Annotated in this window: 17 protein-coding genes; 12 read left to right on the forward strand and 5 right to left on the reverse strand. The window is 67.2% G+C overall.

The window, feature by feature from the left end; translation table 11 throughout:
• Positions 1–3 precede the first annotated feature (3 nt).
• The 7 genes from LDO54_RS27145 to iscX all read left to right on the forward strand — a co-directional run bounded on the left by LDO54_RS27145 (position 4) and on the right by iscX (position 5,562).
• The gene (locus tag LDO54_RS27145; RefSeq protein WP_224013805.1) at positions 4–1,227 is read left to right on the forward strand and encodes an IscS subfamily cysteine desulfurase; all 1,224 of its coding nucleotides are present in this window, start codon (positions 4–6) and stop codon (positions 1,225–1,227) included.
• A 98-nt stretch (positions 1,228–1,325) separates the two neighbouring features.
• Complete coding sequence (iscU, locus tag LDO54_RS27150) at positions 1,326–1,730, forward strand: Fe-S cluster assembly scaffold IscU (protein WP_065060267.1); 405 nt, start codon at positions 1,326–1,328, stop codon at positions 1,728–1,730.
• Positions 1,731–1,911: 181 nt separating this feature from the next.
• Entirely contained in the window at positions 1,912–2,235 is a 324-nt protein-coding gene (gene iscA / locus LDO54_RS27155; RefSeq protein ID WP_065060266.1) for an iron-sulfur cluster assembly protein IscA, read from the forward strand.
• A gap of 77 nt (positions 2,236–2,312) precedes the next feature.
• Positions 2,313–2,849 (forward strand): Fe-S protein assembly co-chaperone HscB, encoded by a 537-nt coding sequence (gene hscB, locus LDO54_RS27160; RefSeq protein WP_065060265.1) that lies wholly within the window; start codon positions 2,313–2,315, stop codon positions 2,847–2,849.
• A gap of 106 nt (positions 2,850–2,955) precedes the next feature.
• Positions 2,956–4,827 carry a Fe-S protein assembly chaperone HscA gene (gene hscA / locus LDO54_RS27165; protein WP_224013807.1) on the forward strand — a complete coding sequence of 624 codons (1,872 nt, stop codon included), beginning with the start codon at positions 2,956–2,958 and terminating at the stop codon, positions 4,825–4,827.
• 170 nt (positions 4,828–4,997) lie between these two features.
• Complete coding sequence (gene fdx / locus LDO54_RS27170) at positions 4,998–5,339, forward strand: ISC system 2Fe-2S type ferredoxin (RefSeq protein WP_065060263.1); 342 nt, start codon at positions 4,998–5,000, stop codon at positions 5,337–5,339.
• A 25-nt stretch (positions 5,340–5,364) separates the two neighbouring features.
• Positions 5,365–5,562: a Fe-S cluster assembly protein IscX gene (iscX, locus tag LDO54_RS27175; protein WP_224013809.1), complete on the forward strand. Its 198-nt coding sequence runs from the start codon at positions 5,365–5,367 to the stop codon at positions 5,560–5,562.
• Positions 5,563–5,675: 113 nt separating this feature from the next.
• On the opposite strand, the gene LDO54_RS27180 is transcribed toward iscX, so the two are convergent.
• The 5 genes from LDO54_RS27180 to LDO54_RS27200 all read right to left on the reverse strand — a co-directional run bounded on the left by LDO54_RS27180 (position 5,676) and on the right by LDO54_RS27200 (position 12,450).
• On the reverse strand, positions 5,676–6,410 hold the full coding sequence (locus tag LDO54_RS27180) for a glycine zipper 2TM domain-containing protein (protein WP_224013811.1): 735 nt from the start codon (positions 6,408–6,410) through the stop codon (positions 5,676–5,678).
• A 336-nt stretch (positions 6,411–6,746) separates the two neighbouring features.
• Positions 6,747–8,294 carry a lysine--tRNA ligase gene (gene lysS, locus LDO54_RS27185; RefSeq protein ID WP_224013812.1) on the reverse strand — a complete coding sequence of 516 codons (1,548 nt, stop codon included), beginning with the start codon at positions 8,292–8,294 and terminating at the stop codon, positions 6,747–6,749.
• 90 nt (positions 8,295–8,384) lie between these two features.
• A protein-coding gene (gene prfB, locus LDO54_RS27190) for a peptide chain release factor 2 (RefSeq protein WP_224013814.1) occupies positions 8,385–9,489 on the reverse strand; the annotation gives its coding sequence in 2 pieces (ribosomal slippage) (positions 8,385–9,407 and positions 9,409–9,489; 1,104 coding nt in all).
• Positions 9,490–9,586: 97 nt separating this feature from the next.
• The gene (gene recJ / locus LDO54_RS27195; protein ID WP_224013816.1) at positions 9,587–11,293 is read right to left on the reverse strand and encodes a single-stranded-DNA-specific exonuclease RecJ; all 1,707 of its coding nucleotides are present in this window, start codon (positions 11,291–11,293) and stop codon (positions 9,587–9,589) included.
• Positions 11,294–11,310: 17 nt separating this feature from the next.
• Positions 11,311–12,450 (reverse strand): regulator, encoded by a 1,140-nt coding sequence (locus LDO54_RS27200; protein ID WP_224013818.1) that lies wholly within the window; start codon positions 12,448–12,450, stop codon positions 11,311–11,313.
• Positions 12,451–12,800: 350 nt separating this feature from the next.
• On the opposite strand from LDO54_RS27200, the gene LDO54_RS27205 reads away from it, so the two are divergent.
• From LDO54_RS27205 to LDO54_RS27225, 5 genes are all read left to right on the forward strand, one after another.
• The gene (locus tag LDO54_RS27205; RefSeq protein ID WP_224013820.1) at positions 12,801–14,054 is read left to right on the forward strand and encodes a lipoprotein-releasing ABC transporter permease subunit; all 1,254 of its coding nucleotides are present in this window, start codon (positions 12,801–12,803) and stop codon (positions 14,052–14,054) included.
• A complete protein-coding gene (gene lolD, locus LDO54_RS27210; protein ID WP_224013821.1) occupies positions 14,047–14,790 on the forward strand; it encodes a lipoprotein-releasing ABC transporter ATP-binding protein LolD in 744 nt (247 codons plus the stop codon). The genes LDO54_RS27205 and lolD overlap by 8 nt, the downstream gene beginning before the upstream one ends.
• A gap of 116 nt (positions 14,791–14,906) precedes the next feature.
• Positions 14,907–15,695 carry a TatD family hydrolase gene (locus tag LDO54_RS27215; protein ID WP_224013913.1) on the forward strand — a complete coding sequence of 263 codons (789 nt, stop codon included), beginning with the start codon at positions 14,907–14,909 and terminating at the stop codon, positions 15,693–15,695.
• 70 nt (positions 15,696–15,765) lie between these two features.
• Entirely contained in the window at positions 15,766–18,432 is a 2,667-nt protein-coding gene (locus LDO54_RS27220; RefSeq protein ID WP_224013823.1) for a ComEC/Rec2 family competence protein, read from the forward strand.
• Positions 18,429–19,232, forward strand: a complete 804-nt coding sequence (locus tag LDO54_RS27225) for an alpha/beta fold hydrolase (protein ID WP_224013825.1) — start codon at positions 18,429–18,431, stop codon at positions 19,230–19,232. Before LDO54_RS27220 ends, LDO54_RS27225 begins: the two co-directional genes overlap by 4 nt.
• Positions 19,233–19,270: the final 38 nt, after the last annotated feature.

The following is a 19,270-nucleotide window of genomic DNA, read 5'->3' on the forward strand; positions in this document are numbered from 1 at the left end:
TAGATGAATAACGATATTCCCCACCTGCCCATTTACATGGACTACAGCGCGACGACGCCGGTCGACCCGCGTGTGGTGGACAAGATGATTCCGTACCTGCGCGAGCAGTTCGGCAATCCGGCTTCGCGCAGCCATGCCTACGGCTGGGACGCGGAGCGTGCGGTCGAGGAAGCGCGCGAGCAGGTTGCCGCGCTCGTCAACGCCGACCCGCGCGAAATCATCTGGACCTCCGGCGCGACCGAATCGGACAACCTCGCGATCAAGGGTGCCGCGCACTTCTACAAGAGCAAGGGCAAGCACATCATCACGGTGAAGACCGAGCACAAGGCCGTGCTCGACACCTGCCGCGAGCTCGAGCGCGAAGGCTATGAAGTCACGTATCTGCCGGTGCTGGACAACGGCCTGATCGACCTCGAAGCGTTCAAGGCGGCGATCCGCCCGGACACGATCCTCGTTTCCGTGATGCACGTGAACAACGAGATCGGCGTGATCCAGGACATCGAGACCATCGGCGAAATCTGCCGCGAAAAGGGCATCGTGTTCCACGTCGACGCTGCGCAATCGACGGGCAAGACGCCCATCGACCTGCAAAAGCTCAAGGTCGACCTGATGTCGTTCTCGGCGCACAAGACCTACGGCCCGAAGGGCATCGGCGCGCTGTACGTGCGTCGCAAGCCGCGCGTGCGTATCGAAGCGCAGATGCACGGCGGCGGTCACGAGCGCGGCATGCGTTCGGGCACGCTGGCGACGCACCAGATCGTCGGCATGGGCGAAGCGTTCCGCATCGCGCGTGAAGAGATGGCGACGGAAAACGAGCGCGTGCGCATGCTGCGCGACCGTCTGCTCAAGGGCCTCTCGCAAATCGAAGAAACCTACGTGAACGGCGACATGGAACAGCGTGTCCCGCACAACCTGAACATCAGCTTCAACTTCGTCGAAGGCGAGTCGCTGATCATGGCGGTGAAGGACGTGGCGGTGTCGTCGGGTTCGGCGTGCACGTCGGCTTCGCTGGAGCCGTCGTACGTGCTGCGCGCGCTCGGCCGCAACGACGAACTGGCGCACAGCTCGATCCGCTTCACGGTGGGCCGTTTCACGACGGAGCAGGACGTCGACTATGTGATCAACCTGCTGAAGACGAAGATCGCCAAGCTGCGCGAACTCTCGCCGCTGTGGGAAATGCACAAGGATGGCATCGACCTGTCGACCATCCAGTGGGCGGCGCACTAAGTCAGCGCGCAGAGTTTCACGCGACGCAAAGCGAACATCGACCCGGCCGCAGCGCACACGAAATTGCCGCGCGGCCAACGAATTGAAGGAGTGTGATCATGGCATATAGCGACAAGGTTCTGGACCACTACGAAAACCCGCGTAACGTCGGTTCGTTCTCGAAAGACGACGACACCGTCGGCACCGGCATGGTCGGCGCGCCGGCTTGCGGCGACGTGATGAAGCTGCAGATCCGCGTGGGCGCGGACGGCGTGATCGAAGACGCGAAGTTCAAGACCTACGGCTGCGGCTCGGCAATCGCCTCGAGCTCGCTCGTCACGGAATGGGTCAAGGGCAAGACGCTCGACGAAGCGCTCTCGATCAAGAACACGCAGATCGCCGAAGAACTGGCGCTGCCGCCGGTGAAGATCCACTGCTCGATCCTCGCGGAAGACGCGATCAAGGCAGCGGTCGCCGACTACCGCACGCGTCACACGACCGAAGCGAAGGCCGACGCCGTTTAAGGCGCACGGCAGTACGCGCGCGACGCCCTGGCAACATGGCGCGCGGCGCGGGCAGAACGGCGGCGAACCCTCGGGTGCGCCGCCGCGGGATTAACGATTTTGGATGCAGGCAGGTTGCGTCGCATCGTGGTGAAGCAGGCATGAGTCTGCGGCACGCGGGGCGGGGCGCGGCGAAAACGCTATGGCTATTACGTTGACGGAAAAAGCGGCACAGCACGTGCAGAAGTACCTGACCCGGCGCGGCAAGGGCGTGGGTCTGCGCCTCGGCGTGCGCACGACGGGGTGCTCGGGACTTGCGTACAAGCTCGAGTATGTCGACGACCTGGCGCCCGAAGACAACGTCTTCGAGAGCTTCGGCGTGAAGGTGATCGTCGATCCGAAAAGCCTCTCCTATATCGACGGCACGCAGCTCGACTTCGTGCGCGAAGGCCTCAACGAGGGCTTCAAGTTCAACAACCCGAACGTGAAGGACGAGTGCGGTTGCGGCGAGTCCTTCCGCGTTTAAGCCCGCGCGGTGCGGTGAAAAGGCGGCCTGTGCCGCCTTTTTGATTTTGATGGCCCCCCACAAGAACGCTTTATCCGATGACCTCGCTTTCATCGCTTTCCGATAGCCACTTCGTGCTGTTCGGCCTGCCCGAGCAGTTCGCGATCGACGCCGATTCGCTCGACCACGCTTACCGCACCGTGCAGGCACAGGTGCATCCGGACCGCTTCGCGGCGGCCGGCGACGCGCAAAAACGCGTGGCGATGCAATGGGCCACGCGCGCGAACGAGGCGTATCAGACGCTGCGCGATCCGCTCAAGCGCGCCAAGTACCTGCTGCATCTGCGCGGCGTCGACGTCGGCGCCGAGGACAATACGGCCATGGAGCCGGCGTTCCTGATGCAGCAGATGGAGTGGCGCGAAGCGATCGAAGACGCCGTGCACGCGAAGAACGTCGATGCGCTCGACGCGCTGTCGGGCGAATTGCGCGACGACGAGCGCGCGCGCCTCGCGAAGCTCGCGGCGCTGATCGACAGCGGCTCGAACCAGCCGGCGGCGGAAGCGGTGCGCCAGCTCATGTTCATCGAGCGCGTGGCGGCCGAGATCGAGACGCAGATCGAGCGGCTGGAAGGCTGAGGCGGCGCGGCTCGCACGAGCACGCTTGAGCGTGCGCCCGGCCGTGCGAAAAGAGCGTAGAACATAGGACAGGGCTGCCCGTGGCGGCCCGCAACAGATCACACAGATGGCATTACTGCAAATCTCCGAACCCGGCATGGCGCCGGCGCCGCACCAGCGGCGACTCGCCGTCGGCATCGACCTCGGCACGACGAACTCGCTCGTCGCCGCCGTGCGCAGCGGCGTGCCCGACGTGCTGCCCGACGAGGACGGCCACGTGCTGCTGCCTTCCGTCGTGCGCTATCTGGCCAACGGTGGCCGCCGCATCGGCCGCACGGCCAAGGCCGAGGCGGCCAGCGATCCGCGCAACACGATCGTCTCGGTCAAGCGCTTCATGGGCCGCGGCAAGGCCGACGTCGAAGGCGCGGCGAACGCGCCTTACGTGTTCGTCGACGCGCCCGGCATGGTGCAGATCGAGACCATCGACGGCGTGAAAAGCCCGGTGGAAGTGTCGGCGGAAATTCTCGCGACGCTGCGTCAGCGCGCCGAAGACACGCTCGGCGACGACCTCGTCGGCGCGGTCATCACGGTGCCCGCGTATTTCGACGAAGCGCAGCGCCAGGCGACCAAGGACGCCGCGCGCCTCGCGGGCCTGAACGTGCTGCGCCTGCTGAACGAGCCGACCGCGGCGGCCATCGCCTACGGTCTCGACAACGGCGCCGAAGGCCTCTACGCGGTCTACGACCTCGGCGGCGGCACTTTCGACCTGTCGATCCTGAAGCTCACCAAGGGCGTGTTCGAAGTGCTGGCGGCGGGCGGCGACTCGGCGCTCGGCGGCGACGATTTCGACCACGTGCTGTTCGACTACGTGCTCGAACAAAGCGGCGTCGCGCGTGCGGCGCTCGCGCCCGAAGACGTGCGTCTGCTGCTCGACCGCGCGCGCGACGCGAAGGAAGCGCTGTCGTCGGCGCCGCAAGCGCGTATCGACGTCACGCTGTCGAACGGCCAGGCCATCGCGGTCGCCATCGACGAGCCGCGTTTCGAAGCGCTCACGCAGACGCTCGTGCAACGCACGCTCACGCCGACGAAGAAGGCGCTGCGCGATGCGAAGGTCGGCGCGCAGGACGTGAAGGGCGTGGTGCTGGTCGGCGGCGCGACGCGCATGCCGGTGATCCGCCGCGCCGTGGAACAGTATTTCGGCCAGGCGCCGCTCACGAATCTCGACCCGGATCAGGTGGTCGCGCTCGGCGCGGCGGTTCAGGCCGATCTGCTGGCCGGCAATCGCGGCGGCGACGACGACTGGCTGCTGCTCGACGTGATCCCGCTCTCGCTGGGCGTGGAAACGATGGGCGGCCTCGTCGAGAAGATCATCCCGCGCAACTCGACCATTCCGGTCGCGCGCGCGCAGGACTTCACGACCTTCAAGGACGGCCAGACCGCGATGGCGATCCACGTGGTGCAGGGCGAGCGCGAGCTCGTGGCCGACTGCCGTTCGCTCGCGCGTTTCGAGCTGCGCGGCATTCCGCCGATGGCGGCCGGTGCGGCGCGCATCCGCGTGACCTATCAGGTGGACGCGGACGGTCTGCTGTCGGTGTTCGCGCGCGAGCAGTTGTCGGGCGTGGAGGCCTCGGTGGTGGTCAAGCCGTCGTACGGCCTCGAAGATAACGAAGTCGCCCGGATGCTCGAAGAGAGCTTCAAGACCGCCGACATCGACATGCGTGCGCGCGCGCTGCGTGAAGCGCAGGTCGAGGCGCAACGTGTGATCGAAGCGACGCAATCGGCGCTGGCCGCCGACGGCGAGCTGCTCGACGCCGACGAGCGCGCCGCGCTCGACACGCTGATCGCGGCGCTCGCGCAGATCGTGCAAAGCGACGACACCGATGCGATCGAAACCGCCACCAAGGCGCTTGCCGAAGGCACCGACGAATTCGCCGCGCGCCGCATGGACAAGGGCATCAAGCGCGCGCTCGCGGGCAAGCGGCTCGACGAGATCGGCTAAAGCGCGGCCAACTGCGCGACTGAACGATTAGCGAACTCTCCCGTGCGCGTTGCGCGCCGGGTGCGTGCTTTCCCGATGTGGCGAAGCGCGCGAGGTCAGTAGAATGGGCGATGCCGCCGCCGTCAGGCGGGGCGCGCCCGAATTGAAAGTTATTGGATACGGAAATCACAATGCCTCAAATCGTGGTGCTGCCCCATGTCGAACTGTGCCCCGAGGGCGCGGTCATCGACGCCAAGCCGGGTGAAAGCGTGTGCGACGCGCTGCTGGAACACGGCATCGAGATCGAACACGCCTGCGAGAAGTCGTGCGCGTGCACGACCTGTCACGTGATCGTGCGCGAAGGTTTCAACGCGCTCGAACCGTCGGAAGAAGCCGAAGACGACCTGCTCGACAAGGCATGGGGTCTGGAGCCCACTTCGCGGCTGTCGTGCCAGGCGCTCGTGCCGGCGGAAGACGACCTGGTGATCGAGATCCCGCGTTACTCGATCAACCACGCCAAGGAAAACCACTGATCCACCCGAAGAGGAGCGCACAGCCATGAAATGGACCGATACGCAGGACATCGCAATGGCCTTGACGGACACGCACCCCGAAGTCGATCCGCAGTATGTGCGCTTTACCGATCTGCATCGCTGGATCACGGAACTCGAAGGCTTCAACGACGATCCGCAAAACTCCAACGAACGCATCCTCGAAGCAATCCAGGCCGCCTGGATCGAGGAAGCGGATTACTGATCGATCTTGCTGACGGCCGCCCGCGCGCCGTCGCGGGCCGAAATGAAAAAAGGCGATTCGCTGTAATGGCGAATCGCCTTTTTGTTTGCCGGCGTGGCGAGGATCAGAGGGCGTCAGGCCGCTTCGAGCGCGCCGCGTTCGACCCGCACGCGCTGGCCTTGCTGGAACGGCGGCGCTTCGTGATAGGTGAAGTAGCGCATCTTGCCGTTATCCATGCGCACGCGCACCGAGTAGGACGTCGTGCTGCGCAGGTGCTTTTCGACCGAGTTGCCCGCGAGACCGCCGCCGAGCGCGCCGAGCAGCGTCATCGCCGTGCGGCCGCCGCCGCTGCCGAACTGGTTGCCGACCACGCCGCCCGCCACCGCGCCGCCGACTGCGCCGATGCCGGTGCCATGGCCTTCCTGCTTGCTCGCCGAAATCGATTCGACCACGCCGCACGAGGCGCACGCGGCCTGTTGCGGCGGCGCTTCTTGCGCGGCTTGCTGAGGCTGCTGTGCGTATTGCGGCGCGGGCGCGGCCGGTTGCTGCTGCTGCGCGGTTGCCGGAGCGGGTTGCGGCTCAGCGGGCGTATTGGCTTGCGCGCCATTCTGCTGCGCGTACTGCGCGCCGTTCGCGGGCAGGGTGGAGTCCTGCGTGGCGGGCGGCGTCGCCATCAGCGTGGTCTGGCCGGTCTGCGACTGGGCGTTCTGTTCGGCCGTGCTGGAGGCTTTGGGAAATACGCCGGTGATGGCCGCCGTGGCCGCGAGACTCGCGACGATCACGGCCGCCGCCGCGGTGGCGACGAGCGGATGCAGGCGGCGTTTGCCGGACGTGTCGTGCGTGGTGGTTTTAGGATCGAGTTCGTTCATGAAAGGCTCCGTCTTTTGCAGAGTTGACTCACGAATCAGTGTGAGCGAAAGCCGTGGCACGGGCGTTTCATTTTGTAACCCGACGTGTGCGCGCGGCGAACCGCTAGCGCATCGAAAAGGTCCTGATCGCCGCACGGCGTTGCCCGGCGCGGTTTCCCGTCCTCGCGCAATCGGCATGCCCATTCGTCGCGCGAAAACCGCGCGAAGCAGGGCGGCAGCTTTTACCTATCGTTACAAACGCCCGATCATCGCGACGTGACGGCCCAAAGGAAACGGGGCGCATGCGGCGTGAACCGCATGCGCCCCCGTTCGGCGTCTCTGTCTTGCAGGCGTCGCTTAGTCTTCGCGGCGCAGGTGCGGGAACAGGATGACGTCGCGGATGCTCGGGCTATCGGTGAGCAGCATCACCAGACGGTCGATGCCGATACCGCAGCCGCCCGTCGGGGGCATGCCGTACTCCAGCGCGCGGATGTAGTCGGCGTCGTAGAACATCGCTTCCTCGTCGCCGGCGTCCTTCTGCTCGACCTGCTTCTTGAAGCGCGCGGCCTGGTCTTCCGGATCGTTCAGCTCCGAGAAGCCGTTGGCGATTTCGCGGCCCGTGATGAACAGCTCGAAGCGCTCGGTGATGCCCGGCGTGGTGTCCGAGGCGCGCGCGAGCGGCGAGACTTCGATCGGGTAGTCGATGATGTAGGTCGGTTCCCACAGTTGCGACTCGGCCGTCTCTTCGAACAGCGCGAGTTGCAGCGCGCCCACGCCCGCGTTGAGGAACTGCGGCTGGTTCGCGTCGACGCCGAACTTCTTCAGCTCGGTGCGCAGGAACGCGGCATCGGCGAGTTGCTCGGTCGTGTACTGCGGCGCGTACTTCTGGATCGCCTGCACGATCGTCAGACGATGGAACGGCTTCGACAGATCGAGTTCGCGGCCCTGATACGTGAGCACAGCCGTACCCGACGCATCGATCGCGGCCTGGCGGATCAGCTGTTCGGTGAAGTCCATCAGCCATGCGTAGTCGGTGTACGCGGCGTAGAACTCCATCATCGTGAATTCCGGGTTGTGACGCGGCGAAACGCCTTCGTTACGGAAATTCCGGTTGATTTCGAACACGCGCTCGAAGCCGCCCACGATCAGGCGCTTCAGATACAGCTCGGGCGCGATGCGCATGAACATCTGCATGTCGAGCGCGTTGTGGTGCGTGACGAACGGCTTGGCCGCCGCGCCGCCCGGGATCGGGTGCAGCATCGGCGTTTCGACTTCCATGAAGCTCGCGTCGGACATGAAGCGGCGCACCGACGAGATCGCCTTGGTGCGCGCCACGAACGTGTCGCGCGCTTCCGGCGTCACGATCAGGTCGACGTAGCGCTGGCGATAACGCATTTCCTGGTCCGACAGACCGTGGAACTTGTCCGGCAGCGGACGCAGCGACTTCGACAGCAGGCGCAGTTCGGTGACGCGCACCGAGAGTTCGCCCTTGTTGGTGCGGAACAGCACGCCCTTCGCGGCGACGATGTCACCGAGGTCCCACTTCTTGAACGCGTCGTAGGTCGTGTCGCCGACGTCGGCGGGCGTGATGAAGAACTGGATCTGGCCCGAGCCGTCGCGCACCGTGGCGAAGCTTGCCTTGCCCATCACGCGCTTGAGCATCATGCGGCCGGCGATCGCGACTTCGAGCGGATTCGCTTCGAGCGCGTCCTTATCGGTCTCGGCGTAGTCGCGCTGCAGGTCGGCGGCGTGGTGGGTGGGGCGGAAGTCGTTGGGAAAGGCGACGCCCGCTTCGCGCAGCGCGCGCAGCTTCTCGCGGCGCTCGGCGATGATCTGGTTGTCGTCCAGGTCGGGCGACGCGGCAGGCGCTGCGGCGGCCGTATTCGGCTGGGTCGGTTCGGTCATGATGGCTCGGGGTTCGGGAAATTCGGTTCCGCCGCGCGCGCCGCGCTTCTCGGACGAAGCGGGCGGCGGCACGGCGGGAGAGGGCGGCGCTTACACGCCCTGTTTCAGGCTTGCGCTGATGAACGGGTCGAGATCGCCGTCGAGCACGGCTTTGGTGTTGCTGATTTCGACGTTGGTGCGCAGATCCTTGATGCGGCTGTTGTCGAGCACGTAGGAGCGGATCTGGTGACCCCAGCCCACGTCCGACTTGCCCGCTTCGAGCTTGTCCTGCTCCGACTGGCGCTTGCGCATTTCGGCTTCGTACAGGCGCGACTTCAGCATCGCCATGGCTTCCGCGCGGTTGCGGTGCTGCGAGCGGTCGTTCTGGCACTGCACGACGATGCCCGACGGGACGTGCGTGATACGCACGGCGGAGTCGGTCTTGTTGATGTGCTGACCGCCCGCGCCCGAAGCGCGATACGTGTCGATGCGCAGATCGGCCGGATTGACGTCGATCTCGAACGAATCGTCGATTTCCGGGTACACGAACACCGACGAGAACGACGTGTGGCGGCCGCCCGACGAGTCGAACGGCGACTTGCGCACGAGGCGGTGAATGCCGGTTTCGGTGCGCAGGAAGCCGTAGGCGTATTCGCCTTCGACCTTGATGGTCGCGCTCTTGATGCCGGCCACGTCGCCTTCGGACTCTTCGAGCACTTCGGTCTTGAAGCCCTTGCGCTCGCAGTAGCGCACGTACTGGCGCAGCAGCATCGACGCCCAGTCGCAGGCTTCCGTGCCGCCCGCGCCCGCCTGAATGTCGATGAAGGCGTTGTTCGGGTCGGCCGGGTTCGCGAACATGCGTCGGAACTCGACGTCGGCGATACGCTTCTCGATTTCAGCGGCATCGCTTTCGCAGGCCACGAGCGTGTCCTCGTCGCCTTCCTCGCGCGCCATCTCGAAGAGGTCCTGCGCGTCGCGCGCGTCGTTCTCGATACCGTCGAGCACATGCACGACGCCTTCGAGCAGCTTCTTTTCCTTGCCGAGACCCTGTGCGTGCTTGGAGTCGTTCCAGACGTTAGGGTCTTCGAGTTCGCTATTGACTTCGACGAGCCGTCGGGCTTTTACGTCGTAGTCAAAGATACCCCCGTAGCTCGCCCGCGCGTGCGCGCAGGTCCGCCAAAAGGGCTTCGATCGCGTTGAGACGTTCCGCTTCCATTTGTGTCGTGATCCGGCGTGTAAAACACGCAATTATAGCCGATTGGCCATGCATCAAGGGCGCGGCGGCCCCATGCGTGGCCTCTCGTCCACGCCGGTCAGAGCGCCGCGTGCTCCACCACCAGCTGCACGCGCGAGACGCCGTTCCAGGTGTCGCGCACGAGGCGGTAGGCCACGGTCGTGTGCTGCGGCAGCGGCTCGGTGTGGTTGAACCAGATCGCGTTGAAGCGCTGGCGGCCGCGCAGCAACTGGAGTTTCAGGTGCTTGTCCTTCACGAGCGCTTGCGAGGCGACTTCGAATTCGCCCGCGAACACCGGCGCCGGGAAGCCCTGGCCCCAGACGGCCGCGTCGATCATCTCGACGAAATCGGGCGTGAAATAGGCGTCTTCGAGATCGCCGTCGGTTTCCACGGTGCGCGCGAGCGCCTCGGCGGTGAGCCACTCGCGGCCCACGCGCTCGAAGGCGGCGGCGAAGCGCGGCACGTCGGCGGCGGCGATCGTCAGGCCCGCGGCCATCGCGTGGCCGCCGAACTTGTGGATCAGGCCCGGCTCGCGCTTGGAGATCAGATCGACGGCGTCGCGCAGATGGAAACCGGGGATCGAACGGCCCGAGCCCTTGACGAGCGCGCCGTCGTCGTCGGCGAGCGCGAAGGTGAAGGACGGGCGGTGGAACTTCTCCTTCAGGCGCCCCGCGACGATGCCGATCACGCCCTGGTGCCAGCCTTCGTTGAAGAGTGTCAGCGTGGCGTTGTCCTGCGGATCGACGTCGGCGAGATCGGCGAGCGCCTGCTGCTGCATGCCGGCCTCGATCTCGCGGCGCTCGCGGTTGATCGTGTCGAGCTGCTGGGCGAGATCCCAGGCGCGGCCCACGTCGTCGGTGGTCAGGCACTCGATGCCGAGCGACATATCCGACAAGCGGCCCGCCGCGTTCAGGCGCGGCCCGAGCGCGAAGCCCATGTCGAAGCCCGAGGCGCTCTTGGCGTCGCGGCCCGAGGCGCGGAACAGGGCGGCGATGCCCGGCTGCATGCGGCCGTTGCGGATGCGTTGCAGGCCTTGCGCGACCAGCACGCGGTTGTTGCCGTCGAGCTTGACGACGTCGGCGACCGTGCCGAGCGCGACCAGATCGAGCAGGCCGTCCAGACGCGGCTCGGGCTTGCCGTCGGCGAACGCGCCGCGGCGGCGCAGTTCGGCGCGCAGCGCGAGCAGCGTGTAGAACATCACGCCGACGCCCGCGAGGCTCTTGCTCGGAAACTCGCAGCCCGGCTGGTTCGGATTGACGATCGCGCGCGCGGCGGGCAGCACGTCGCCGGGCAAATGGTGATCGGTCACGAGCACGTCGATGCCGAGCGCGTTGGCGGCTTCCACGCCCTCCACGCTGGCGATGCCGTTGTCGACCGTGATCAGCAGATCGGGCGGTCCGCCCTTGCGCTGCGCGGCGAGCGCGACGATTTCCGGCGTGAGGCCGTAGCCGTACTCGAAGCGATTCGGCACCAGATAGTCGATCTGCGCGCCGAGCATGCGCAGGCCGCGCACGGCCACCGCGCAGGCGGTCGCGCCGTCGCAGTCGTAGTCGGCCACGACGAGCATGCGGCGCTTCTGTTCGAGCGCGTCGGCGAGCAGCGCGGCGGCGTCGTCGAGGCCTTTCATGCTGGCGGGCGGAATCAGGCGGCCGAGGCCGGTCTCGATGTCGTCGGGCTGGCTGACGCCGCGCGACGCGTAGAGGCGCGCGAGCACCGGGTGCAGGCCGTGGCGGATCAGCACTTCGGTATCGGCGGGGGAGCAGGCGCGGGTGACGATTCGGGTCATGCGGACGACTTCGGAAATTATTCGATAAAGAGCGACGCGAACTCGCGGCGTCGCCAGAATTTGCGCAGGTCGCCGCGCGTGAGCGCGAGCGTGACCGAGCCGGTGTCGCCGCAGAGCGTGACGTCGAGCTGGTTCAGCTCGCCCGCCTGCAGCGCAGCGAGCGCGGGCGCGAACCAGTCGCGCTCGATCTGCGCGAACGCCGCGTTCCAGCGGAACCAGTCCTGCTGGATATAGGCCGCCGAAAATGGATCGAGTTCGACCAGCGTGGCGCCGTTTGGCGTGCCGTTCTTCGCGCCGTCGAGCGTGGTTTTCAGCGCGGCGAAATCGGCCGGCGCGGCGCTCAGCGCGGCGCCCGAGGCGAGCGCGAGACCGCGCGTCGCGGCGGCATCCGACTGCACGTGTGCGAACGGCTTGCGCACGGGGCGCAGCGCGCCTTGCGCGTGGAACCAGATCGAGTTGACGGCGGGCAGGCCGCGCGCCTCGCGCGCTTCGTTGACCGGATGCTCGAACCAGGCCATCTGCACCTCGTTCTGCACCTTCATCCACGCGCGCGAGCGTTGGCCCGAATGCGCTTCGTGCGGCAGCCAGATTTCGATGTTGCGGCCGCTCGCGCGCAGCGGCGACGCGCCCGCGAGCGTGCCGAACTGGTCGCTCGACAGATACCAGCGCTGCGGCGTCGGGGCCTCGACGCGCACGCCGAGTTCTTCGATCAGCGGTTTGGCGATGGCGTAGAGCGTGGCGGCGTCGGCGTCGGCGAGTTCGAGCGAGGCCGGATCGATCAGCACGAGGTGATCGTGCGCGATGCGCACGTGCACGGGCTGGATGCAGGCCCATGTGGCGTCGCCGGGTGTGCCGCCGTCGGCGAGCAGCATCCAGGGCGCGAGCGGGGCTTCGTCGTCGGCGCTGGCGCCGTTGGCGTTCGTCTTCCCGTTCGCGGCATCGCCGCCGAGCGCGCCGAACTGACGCGCGACCCAGCGCTCGTGCGGCAGCGTGCGCTGGAAATCCTCGCCGATCACCTGGTCGCCGAGCGTCGCGCGCGCGACCAGCTTCGAGAGCGCGGGAAACTGCAGGCCGGCGAGGGCGGTGGGCGCGACAGCCGCGGACGGCAGCGCGAAAGGCACGAGGAGATGGAGGCGGTCGACAGGCATGGTGCGCATTGTACTTCGGCGCTCGCGGCTGCTGGGCGCGGCGGACGGCGCGTCGCGCGCGCGTTTCGGCCCGGTTTGGCGCGCGACGCCATACGAATCAGTCACTTATCGGCGATCGGCCGTTTGGGCGGGCACCTGCGCGCCGAATCCGCATCCAACGGACAGGGCCGACGGCGGCGGCCCGCGACGGCGCAAAGTCCGTGACGCCGCCGTAGTGTGGCAAACTTCGCGCTTGATCGTCGGCATGGTCCGGCACGGAAATCGGGCGGCGCAAGGATCGACGCATCCGCATCGACGCCGCCATCGACACCACTCCGCGCGCCAGAGCCCGCGCAACGCAGACGCTTTAAAGGATTCGCTTGAAACTTCCCTACGAATGGCAGATAGGCTGGCGCTACACACGCGCCGGCAAGCGCACGACCGGCAATGGCTTCATCTCCTTCATCGCGCTGATCTCGATGTCGGGCATCGCGCTCGGCGTGGCGGCGCTGATCGTCGTGCTCTCGGTGATGAACGGCTTCCAGCGCGACGTGCGCGACCGCATGCTCTCGGTGCTCGCGCACATCGAAATCTTCTCGCCCACCGGTTCGATGCCCGACTGGAAACTGACCGCGAAAGAGGCCAAGACCAATACCGAAGTGATCGGCGCCGCGCCCTACGTGGACGCCCAGGCGCTGCTCACGCGCGGCGATAGCGTGAACGGCGTGGCGCTGCGCGGCGTCGAGCCGTCGGAGGAGCCGCAGGTCTCGGATATCGGCAAGGAAATGAAGATCGGCACCATGAACGATCTGACGCCGGGCAGCTTCAATATCGTGCTCGGCTCCGATCTGGCCGTGAATCTCGGGGTGACGAAGGGCGACAAGGTGACGCTCGTCGCGCCCGAAGGCACCATCACGCCCGCGGGCATGCTGCCGCGCCTGAAGCAGTTCACCGTGGTCGGCGTGTTCGAATCGGGGCATTACGAGTACGACAGCACGCTCGCGCTCGTGAACATCCGCGACGCCGAAGTGCTGTATCGATTGGCCGCGCCCAGCGGCGTGCGGCTGCGCCTGAAGGACATGCAGCGCGCGCCGGCGGTCGCGCGACAACTCGTGCATACGCTCTCGGGCGACCTCTATATTCGCGACTGGACGCAGCAGAACAAGACCTGGTTCTCGGCCGTGCAGATCGAGAAGCGCATGATGTTCATCATCCTCACGCTGATCATCGCGGTCGCGGCGTTCAATCTGGTGTCGTCGCTGGTGATGACGGTGACCAACAAGCAGGCCGATATCGCCATTCTGCGCACGCTCGGCGCGCAGCCCGGCTCGATCATGAAGATCTTCGTGGTGCAGGGCGTGACGATCGGCTTCGTGGGCACGGCGATTGGCGTCGCGCTCGGCTGCCTGATCGCGTGGAGCATTCCGTGGCTCGTGCCGATGATCGAGCATCTGCTCGGCGTGCAGTTCCTGCCGCCCTCGGTTTACTTCATCAGCGAACTGCCTTCGGAACTCGTCGCCGGCGATGTGATCCGCATCGGTTTGATTGCGTTCGTGCTGTCCGCGCTCGCGACGCTTTACCCCAGCTGGCGCGCGGCCAAGGTTCGACCGGCGGAGGCACTGCGCTATGAATGATCGTCAAGCAAAGAACAACATCATGAGCGGCGTGGCAAGCGACTATCCGTACGTGATCGAGGCGCACGGCATTTCGAAAGTGTTCGGCCAGGGCGCGCTCTCCGTGCAGGTGCTGCACGACACCGAAATCTCCGTGAAGCGCGGCGAAAAGCTCGCGATCGTGGGCGCGTCGGGCTCGGGCAAGAGCACGCTGCTGCACGTGCTCGGCGGTCTCGACGAGCCGGGCACCGGCAACGTGAAGCTGCTCGGCAAGCCGTTCACCGAACTCTCGGAGCGCGACCGCAACGATCTGCGCAACCGCGCGCTCGGTTTCGTCTATCAGTTCCATCATCTGCTGCCGGAATTCTCGGCGCTCGACAACGTGGCGATGCCGCTGCGCATCCGCCGCATGCCGCAAGAGGATGCGCGCCGCGAGGCGCTGGAGATTCTCGACCGCGTGGGCCTCGCGCATCGCGCGCGTCATCGTCCGGGCGAACTGTCGGGCGGCGAGCGTCAACGTGTGGCAATTGCGCGCGCGCTCGTGACCAAGCCCGCCTGCGTGCTCGCCGACGAGCCGACCGGCAATCTCGACGGCAGCACGGCGGACACGGTGTTCAACCTGATGCTCGAACTCTCGGACCAGTTCCAGACGAGCTTCGTGATCGTCACGCACGATCCCGATCTCGCGGCGCGCTGCGACCGCATCGTGCGCCTGCGCGAAGGCATGCTGCACGAGGAGCCGGTTCTGCCGGTCTAGGCGCGCAGCAACGGGCGTCGCCATGCGCGACGCCTCGGGCCCGCGAGTTGCGTCGCTGTTTGGCCGCGCGATTCGCGGGCCTTGTTTTTGGGTGTTTATCGACGGAGCGCCTGACCATGTGGATCGACACGCATTGCCATCTCGACGCCGGCGAGTTCGACGCGGACCGCGACGCGGTGGCGTCGGCAGCGCAGGCGTCGGGCGTGACGCGCATCGTGATTCCGGCGGTGGCGCGCGCGAACTTCGAAACCGTGCGGGCGCTCGCGCGGCGCACGCCGGGCGCGGTCTACGCGCTCGGGATCCATCCGCTTTATACGCCGCAGGCGCGCGACGAGGATATCGACGCGCTGCGCGCCGAAATCGAAGCGAGCCTCGACGATCCGAAGTTCGTGGGCATCGGCGAGATCGGCCTCGATTTTTTCGTGCCGGGGCTCGACGCGCAGCGTCAGCAATTCATCTACGACGCGCAGCTGAAGCTCGCGCGCGAGTTCGATTTGCCTGCGATCTGTCATGTGCGCAAGTCGCAGGATCAGGTGCTCGCGGGGCTGCGTCGGAACGGCGTGAAGCGCGGCATCGCGCACGCGTTCAACGGCAGTTTTCAGCAGGCGCACGCGTTTATCGAGCAGGGCATGCATCTGGGTTTCGGCGGCAATCTGACCTTCGAGCGCGCATTGCAGATCCGCAGACTCGCGGAGCAGTTGCCGCTCGACGCGATCGTGATGGAAACCGATGCGCCCGATATCTCGCCGTCCTGGCTCTACAAGCAGCGCAACACGCCGGACCAGGTGCCGCGCATCGGCGCCGTGCTCGCGGCCTTGCGGGGCGTGGCGCCCGAGGATATCGCCCTTGGCACGACGGCTAACGCTGCGGCTGCGCTGCCGCGGCTCGCGCTTTCGTCTGCATAATTTCCGCATGGGTGGCGCGCGAAACGGCGGGTTTTGCTGAAGCCTCGCGCCGCCGTTTCGCGGAGGCGCTATGCGGGCGGTGTGGTGCGGATTCGCGCTCGGCGTGATCGCGCTGCAACAGCAGGCGGCGTTGCCGGGACGCGTTGCGTGGTGCGGATTGATCGCGTTGATGGTCGGCGCGGCAATCGGCGGTACGTGGTTATTGCAGCGGGGCGCGCGCGGGCGCGTCTGGCCGTTTGCGGGATGGGCGGCGGTTGGGATCGCCGCGGCGTGCGCCGGATTCGGTTACGCGGTGTGGCGCGCGGAAATCCGTCTCGCTGAAACGCTGCCCCAAGCCTGGCAGACGCGTGACGTTGACGTAATGGGGTATATCGCGCGCATGCCCGCCTTCGGCGAAGGTTCGGCGCGCTTTCTCTTTGCGGTGGAATCGTGGCCGGGGCGCGAGCGGGCCGCGAGCGCCTTGCATCCGCCGCGTCTGCTGCAATTGAACTGGATCGCGCGCGACGCGCCCGTGCCGCCGCTCGTGCCCGGCGCGCGCTGGCGGCTGACGGTCCGGCTCAAACCGGCGCACGGCGAGGGCAATTTCGATCTGCGCGATGCGGAAGCGGCCTTGCTCGCGCGAGGCGTGCGCGCGACCGGTTACGTCAGCGATGCCGCCCATGCGCAGAGACTGCCTCGGGATGCGCAGGGCATCGGTATCGCGATCGAGCAAAGGCGGGCGGCGGTGCGCGCGCGGATCGGCGCGGTGCTGGCGGATGCGCCGCATCGCGGCATCGTCGTGGCGCTCGCGACCGGCGCACAGGACGACGTCAGCGACGCCGACTGGCGGCTCATGCGCAACACGGGCACGAGTCATCTCGTCGCGATTTCGGGGCTGCATCTCGCGTTTGTCGCCGGGCTCGTGGGCTGGCTCGCAGGCGCGATCTGGCGGCGCGCGCGCTGGCGCGGCGTCGAGGCGCCGCTCGTCGTGCCCGCGCAGAAGGTCGCGCTGGCGGGGGCGCTGTGCGCGGGCGCGGCCTATGCCGCGCTGGCCGGATTCAACGTGCCGGTCCAGCGCGCGCTCTGGATGCTCGCGGTGGCGGCGCTGGCGCTGCTGGGTTCGCGTGAGGTGTCGCGCTCGCACGTGCTGGCGTGGGCGCTCGGGCTCGTGCTGCTGCACGATCCGTGGGCGGTGACCGCGCCGGGTTTCTGGCTGTCGTTTTGCGCCGTCGGGGCCATTCTGTATGCGGCGAGCGGCGCGCCGCGCGTGCGTCGCGAAGACGACGCCGAACCCACGCCCGACGAAATCGATCCGATGCGTGATAAGGACGACGCGGCGTCCGAGGCAAGGCGCGGGCGCCTGGCTTCATATGTCGACCGGCAACGCTGGCGGCGCGCCGCCCGACGCTTCGCGGCCCGTCTGCACGACGGCGCGCGCGTGCAATGGGCGGTCACGCTCGCGCTCGCGCCGCTCACCGCGTACTGGTTCTTGCAGATTCCGCTGATCGGGCCGCTGGCGAATGCGTTCGCGATTCCGTGGGTCAGCATGCTGGTGACGCCGACGGTGCTCGCTGGCGCGGTCCTGCCTGCGCCGCTCGACGCCTTCGCGCTGCACGCCGCGCACGCGTTGCTCGATCGGCTCGCGATGGCGCTCGGCGCGCTCGAAGGTCTGCCGTGGGCGCTGTTGCGGTTGCCGCAGCCGTCCGGCTGGGCGCTGGCGTGCGCGGCGGTCGGCGTCGCGTGGATGCTGGCGCCGCGCGGCTGGCCGTTGCGCTGGCTCGCGCCGTTCACGTGGCTGCCGCTGCTCGCGCCGTCGCCGGGCGGGCCGCCGGACGGTGCGTTCCGGCTCACGGCGCTCGATATCGGGCAGGGCACTTCGGTGCTGGTCGAGACCGCGCGCCACACGCTGTTGTTCGACGCCGGGCCGGGGCCGGAGTCCACGCATGCGGGCGAGCGGCTCGTCGTTCCTTATCTGCAGACGCACGGCGTGACGCGTCTCGACATGCTGATGATCAGCCACGACGACTCCGATCACTCGGGCGGCGCGCAGGCCGTGCTCGATGCGCTGCCGGTGCGGCAGTTCGTGGCCGGCATTCTGCCCGCGCATCCGTTGTGGGCGAGCGCACGCACGCGCGGGGCGCAAGTCGTGCAGTGCGCCGCAGGGCAGCGCTGGCAGTGGGATGGCGTGACCTTCGAGGTGCTTTGGCCCGACGCCGGGCCGCTCGGCGGGAAACCCAATGCGCATTGCTGCGTGCTGCGCGTGACGACGGCCGGAACGCCTCTCGCCGCGCCCGCGCCAGGTAACGCTGTCGCGGCCTTGCTCGCCGCCGACATCGAGGCCCGCACCGAGCGCACCCTCATGGCCCGCGGCATCGACAATCTGCGCGCCCAGATCCTCGTCGTGCCGCACCACGGCAGCCGCACGTCGTCGACTGAACCGTTCCTCGATTCTGTCTGGCCGCTCGTCGCGATATTTCAGGTAGGCTTCCTGAATCGCTTTCATCATCCTTATCCCGGCGTCTATGCGCGGTATGCGGCGCGCCACATCGCGCTCGCGCGCAGCGACTGGGACGGCGCGGCGCGCATCGAAGCCGCGCCCGGCGCGCTGACGGTCGAGCGCTTTCGCGACACGCGCCGGCGCTACTGGATGGACGATCCGAAGGCGGCGCCCGCGGGCCGCGCGCCACGTGCGAACGACAACGGCAGCGACAACGACAATCCAACAAGAACGGACAAAACGGAGACAGACACAGATTGAAGAACGTCATCCATTTTTCCCACGCGAACGGCTTTCCGGCCTCGACGTATCGCACCTTCTTCGCCGAACTCGGCGACACCTACGAGCTGCGCTATATCGAACGCATCGGCCACGACGCACGCTATCCCGTCACGCGTGACTGGCCGCACCTCGTCGAGCAGCTGATCGAGGACATCGGCAGCCGTTATGAGCATCCGGTCTGGCTCGTCGGCCATTCGCTCGGCGGCTATCTTTCGCTGATGGCGGCGCTCAGGAAGCCGCAGTGGGTGAGGGGCGTGGTGATGCTCGATTCGCCGGTGATCGCGGGCTGGCGCAGCGGCATGCTGCGGGTCTCGCAGTGGACCGGGCTCGACGAGCGCCTGTCGCCCGCCGCCGCCACGCGCACGCGCCGCACGAACTGGGCGAGCCGCGACGAGGCCTGGCGCCACTTCTATTCGAAGCCGGCGTTCGCGCGCTGGGACGAACGCGTGCTGTCCGACTACATCGACTTCGGCATTCCTCAGACTTCGCCCGACGGCGCGCGTACGCTGGCCTTCGACCGCCGCACCGAATACCTCATCTACCGCACGCTGCCGCACACCTTCGGCACGCGCCTCGCGCATGGCTCGCCGGTGCCCGTGAGCTTCGTCGGCGGCACGCATTCGAAGGAGGTGAGGCAGGTCGGTCTCGGGGCCACGCGGCGCATCGCGGGCGAGCGTTTCGAGTGGATCGAAGGCAGCCATCTCTATCCGATGGAGCGGCCCATCGAGACCGCGCGCGCGGTGCAGCGCATGCTCTACGCGATGGATAACGGCGGCTAGGCCCGCGTCCTCGCCGCGTGCCTGATAGAGACCCGCCG

It is taken from the genome of Paraburkholderia tropica (assembly GCF_914484835.1).
Classification (GTDB): Bacteria; Pseudomonadota; Gammaproteobacteria; order Burkholderiales; family Burkholderiaceae; genus Paraburkholderia; species Paraburkholderia tropica_A.